Genomic DNA, 4,475 nt, shown 5'->3' on the forward strand with positions numbered 1-4,475 from the left:
AATTTCTCCAGCTTCCCTGCTAAAGATAAGAGGCCTGAAGCTTGCGCTTCAAGCCCCTTACTTCAGTAAGGGGTTACCATTGACTTTTAAGCTGACAGTAAAAGTCATCACGCCCTTGTTCCAATTGGCATTGATCTTGCCGCCAAAGGCCTGAACCAGGTCGCTAGCCATGGACAGGCCAATGCCAAAGCCGGACTTCTTTTGCTTGTCATAGTGATGGGACTCATCTTCTCGGTAAAAGCGTTCAAAGAAGCGGCCAGTATCAACCCCTGCCCCATTTTGGTAAGAGTTGGTCACCGTCAAGATGGCGTTTTGCCCCAGCTTGCCCTTTTTCAAGCTGACCGTAACCCTGCCATGCGGGTCGCAGTACTTTTGGGCATTGTCGATCAAGATATTGACCACTTCGCCTAGACTGGAAGATTCGGCATTGACGCAGATGTCTTTCTCAATTTTCACCTGGTAGTCCTTGCCGTCTTTAGCCAAGAGCGACTTGAAAGAGTCAGCAGACTTTTCCGTAATTTCCGAAAAATTGACCTTGGATAAGACCAGTTCTTCGGGTTCCCCCATCCGGGTCAGGGTGATCAGGTCATTGATCAGCCCCGTCATCCGAACCACCTGCTCTTTGGTGCTCTCGGTCCACTCGTCGTCGTTGCCCATGATCTCTTCCATTTCGGTGTTGGCGCTGATGACGGCGAGCGGCGTCTTTAGTTCGTGACCAGCGTTAGTGATAAAGCGGCGCTGGCGGTCGTAGGCTTCTTTGATGGGCTTAACCGCCCGATCGGCCAAGAGGTACATCAAAAGGGTAAAGCAGGAAATTCCGATGAAGAGGAAGAGCATGGCGTAGCGGGCCAGAATCAGGGTCGACTGCATGAGGGGCGCAATGTCGATCACGCAGATGTAATACTGGTTGCTGCCAGCTTTTTTTGCCAAATAACGGAAGTCACCGGCTTTGCCCCGGAGCGAGCCACTCATCTTGCCCGCTTTTAAGTAGGTAAGCAGGGTCTTTTTCCGGGCAAGGACTTCATCGGTTGACAGCTGGATGATGTGCTTGTTGTCAGTAACCGTGATCGTCGACTTCTTGGTATTGACCTTTGCGGTAAAGTAGCGGTACTTAAAAACTCCTTCCCGGCTGTACTGGTCGCCTAGCCGCTCTTTGGCCTGCTTCTGGTCAAAGCGGCCGTTATTGGCGACGACCATGGCCAAGACCTGGTCAGCCTCCCGGCTAGACTTGTAGTAACTCAGGCCAATCAAGCTGGCAAAGGAAATGACCATGACGAGAAAAAGGGAGCAAGTCGCGATCCAGATAAAGCGGCGGCGAACTTTCTTAATCATGGTCCGCACCGACTAACTGGTAGTCGCCCCCCTTGTCGCCCTCAATCTTAGCACTGGCCCCGATGGAGGCGAGCTTGGATCTAAGATAGGAAATGTAAACCCAGACCACGTCTTCGGTTTCATCGTCGTCTTTCCAGACGTGGTTAAACAATTCCTTGGTGGACAGCTTTTTATTAGGGTTCAGCAAGAAATAGCGCATCAGGTTGGTTTCCTTTTTGGACAAGGAAATGGAGTTGTTGCTGGACAGTTCTTGCTGGTCCAGATTCAAGGTCAGGTTGTCAAAGTCAATTTCCTTAGTAGAATATTCGCTGTTGCGCCGGTCTTTTGACCGCAGGCGGGCCAGGAGCTCTTTAAGTGAAAAAGGCTTGGTCAAATAGTCATCAGCCCCGGTGTCAAGGCCTGTCACCTTGTCATCAATTTCGGACTTGGCCGTCAGCATCACGATATAAGTTTTGGATCCCATTGCTCGGATTTCCTTGACTGCTTCTAGCCCATCCATCACCGGCATCATGATGTCCATGATGATCACGTCGTAGGCATTTTCTTTAGCATGGTTAACAGCTTCCAGGCCGTTAAAAACAGAATCGACATCGTAGCCAGACTTTTGCATGGCCACGGTCAAAACGTGGTTTAATTGTTCTTCGTCTTCTGCTAGTGAGATTTTCATCTGTTAGCCCTCCTTAATCAACTGACGGATAGTCTGAAGACTCACGTCGCAGGCGGCCAGTTCATCAGCCACCCGCTTCAGTTCCTTGCTGATCCGCTCGGGATCGTGGATGTCGTGTTTATATTTCATTTCGTGTTCAAGACTGGCCCAGGTGTCCATGGCGATGGTCCGGAGCTGGATTTCGACATAGTAGGTGCCCGGCGTATCGCCATGAACGTCTTCATATGGCGTCTTCACCTTCAAGATCAGGTGGTAGGACCGGTAGCCGTTAGGCTTAGCGTTTGTGATATAGTCTTTTTCGTTAAAAAGCTCAAACTTGTCCACTTGCCGGAGCAGGTCCAAGCAGGTGTAGATGTCGTCGATAAAGTTGCAGACGATCCGGATGCCGATGGAATCACGGTTTTCAATTAGAGCTGCTTCTGGGGTCTTGGGCAGGCCCTTACGCTCACATTTTTCCGTCATAGACTGCTCGCCCTTGACCCGGCCTTCTAAGTGCTCGTAGAGCTTTTGCCCGGTCTTGGCCTGGTAATCCTGGCCGATTTTCTCAATCGTGGCCAGGGTTTCGTCTAAAATCTTTGGGAGATACTCCGCGTACTTTCCGTAGATACTCATATTATTTCCTCATTTCTATTATTCCACTCTATCAAAGATTAAGGCATAGATCATGAACTTTGCTTGACCTTATCAGAAATTTATTTAAGATAGTGATCATTTGCTATGGCTTTACCTTGCTTTAAGTTAAAATTAAGTCTAACTTTACTTAGTTATCATTAGGAGTAAAAGTTGCCATGATAATTTATTGCTGATTTAATCCATTTGTTATCTTTATCAAATGTGCTATGTTCCCTTTTATTGTTGGGCTAAGAGGATCATAATAAATAAGTAGATAACAGATTGGAGTAATTTTTATGGAAGAAAATAAAAGTAAGATCAAACTAGCCAGTCTGGTCTTACTCATCTTTTCAAGTATCTTTGGCTTTAATAACTCAATTAATGCCTACTATCAGATGGGCTACTACAGCATCATCTGGTACCTGGTCTCTGCCCTCCTCTTTTTCCTGCCTTCAGCGATGATCTTCGCTGAATACGGGTCAACCTTTAAGGGGGCAAAAGGCGGGATTTATTCCTGGCTAAAAGGCAGCGTCAGCGACCAAACCGCCTTCGTCGGCACCTTTATCTGGCTGGCCGCTTGGGTCATTTGGCTGGTGTCTTCAACCCAGTTCTTCTTCGTGTCTGTGTCGACCTTGATTTTTGGCCATGACACTACGACCAGCTGGCATCTAGGGGGACTGTCATCAACCCAGACCTTAGGGATCATGGAAATTGTCTTTATGGTCATCGTCACCTTCTTTGCAGTTAAGGGCGTTGACAAAATTTCCTTTATCAGCAACATTGGTGGGATCTTTACCTTGGCCATCGCCATCGGCTTCCCAGTGCTGTCACTCTTGGTCTTTTTCTTGAACCACGGGCAATTAGCGCAGCCGCTGAATGTCACGACTTTGACCCACTCGCCAAACCCGGCCTTCCAAACGCCGGTAGCGACGATTTCCTTCATGATTTACGCCTTGTTTGCTTACGGCGGTTTGGAAACCAGCGCCGGCGTCATCGACTCCGTCGACAAGCCGGAAAAGACTTTTCCGCGGGCACTGATCATCGCCATGGTGGTCATGACGACCTTGTACGCCCTCAACATCCTGATGTGCGGGGTTTCCGCCAACTGGGCAAGCAAGCTCGGTGCCAAGGGGGTCAACTTGGGGAATGTTGAATACGTGTTGATCAACAACCTGGGTTATGTCTTGGGGCAAAAAATAGGTTTGTCGGTCGCGGGATGCCAGACCCTGTCGTCCGTTATCTCCCACTTTGCTGGCTTAGCTGACGTGTTAAGCGGGATTGCGGCCGCCATTTTGATGGTATACTCTCCGATTAAGTCTTTTGTGATGGGTTGCGATCCAGACTTTTTGCCAAAAAAGATGACGCAGCTTAACAAGCACGGTATGCCGGAAAAGGCCATGTGGGTGCAGGCGTTAATCGTTAGCGTAATTATCTTTTTCATCAGTTTTGGTGGCAGCGCGGCCGGCGAATTTTACACCATCTTGATGGACATGATGAACGTATCCTCTACTGCACCTTACCTCTTCTTGATCGGCGCCTTTCCTTTCTTTAAGAAAAAAGAGGGTCTGAACCGGCCTTTCGTCTTCTTCAAGTCGAATAAGACGGCCACTGTGGTGAGTCTGGTAACCTGGATCGTCGTTGCAATCGGGATCATCTTCACTTGCATCGAGCCGCTGTTTACCGGTGACATCAAGACGGCCTTCTGGACTGCGATTGGTCCTGTGCTGTTTGGCGTTGTTGCTCTCGTTTACTTCCAGTGGAAGACGAAGCAGAGCTTGGCAGATGATAGCATTGTAGAAGAATAATGTTGGATGTAAAAAGCTTACCCTTGAGGGCAATGTCATTAAGTTAAGGCATTGACTTT

Annotated in this window: 4 protein-coding genes; 1 reads left to right on the top strand and 3 read right to left on the bottom strand. The window is 48.6% G+C overall.

Features of this window, described 5'->3' with window-relative positions; translation table 11 throughout:
- Positions 1-57: 57 nt before the first annotated feature.
- The 3 genes from FC20_RS09155 to FC20_RS09165 are packed head-to-tail and all read right to left on the bottom strand — an operon-like array spanning position 58 to position 2,611.
- Positions 58-1,332 (bottom strand): sensor histidine kinase, encoded by a 1,275-nt coding sequence (locus tag FC20_RS09155; protein ID WP_008462609.1) that lies wholly within the window; start codon positions 1,330-1,332, stop codon positions 58-60.
- Positions 1,325-1,999: a response regulator transcription factor gene (locus FC20_RS09160; protein ID WP_008462607.1), complete on the bottom strand. Its 675-nt coding sequence runs from the start codon at positions 1,997-1,999 to the stop codon at positions 1,325-1,327. The genes FC20_RS09155 and FC20_RS09160 overlap by 8 nt, the downstream gene beginning before the upstream one ends.
- Before the next feature lie 3 nt (positions 2,000-2,002).
- Positions 2,003-2,611, bottom strand: coding sequence for a GTP pyrophosphokinase (locus FC20_RS09165; protein ID WP_008462604.1), 609 nt, complete (start codon positions 2,609-2,611; stop codon positions 2,003-2,005).
- A 296-nt stretch (positions 2,612-2,907) separates the two neighbouring features.
- On the opposite strand from FC20_RS09165, the gene yjeM reads away from it, so the two are divergent.
- Positions 2,908-4,416 (top strand): glutamate/gamma-aminobutyrate family transporter YjeM, encoded by a 1,509-nt coding sequence (gene yjeM, locus FC20_RS09170; protein WP_008462602.1) that lies wholly within the window; start codon positions 2,908-2,910, stop codon positions 4,414-4,416.
- Positions 4,417-4,475 lie beyond the last annotated feature (59 nt).

The organism is Lactobacillus equicursoris DSM 19284 = JCM 14600 = CIP 110162 (assembly GCF_001434815.1).
Lineage (GTDB): Bacteria > Bacillota > Bacilli > Lactobacillales > Lactobacillaceae > Lactobacillus > Lactobacillus equicursoris.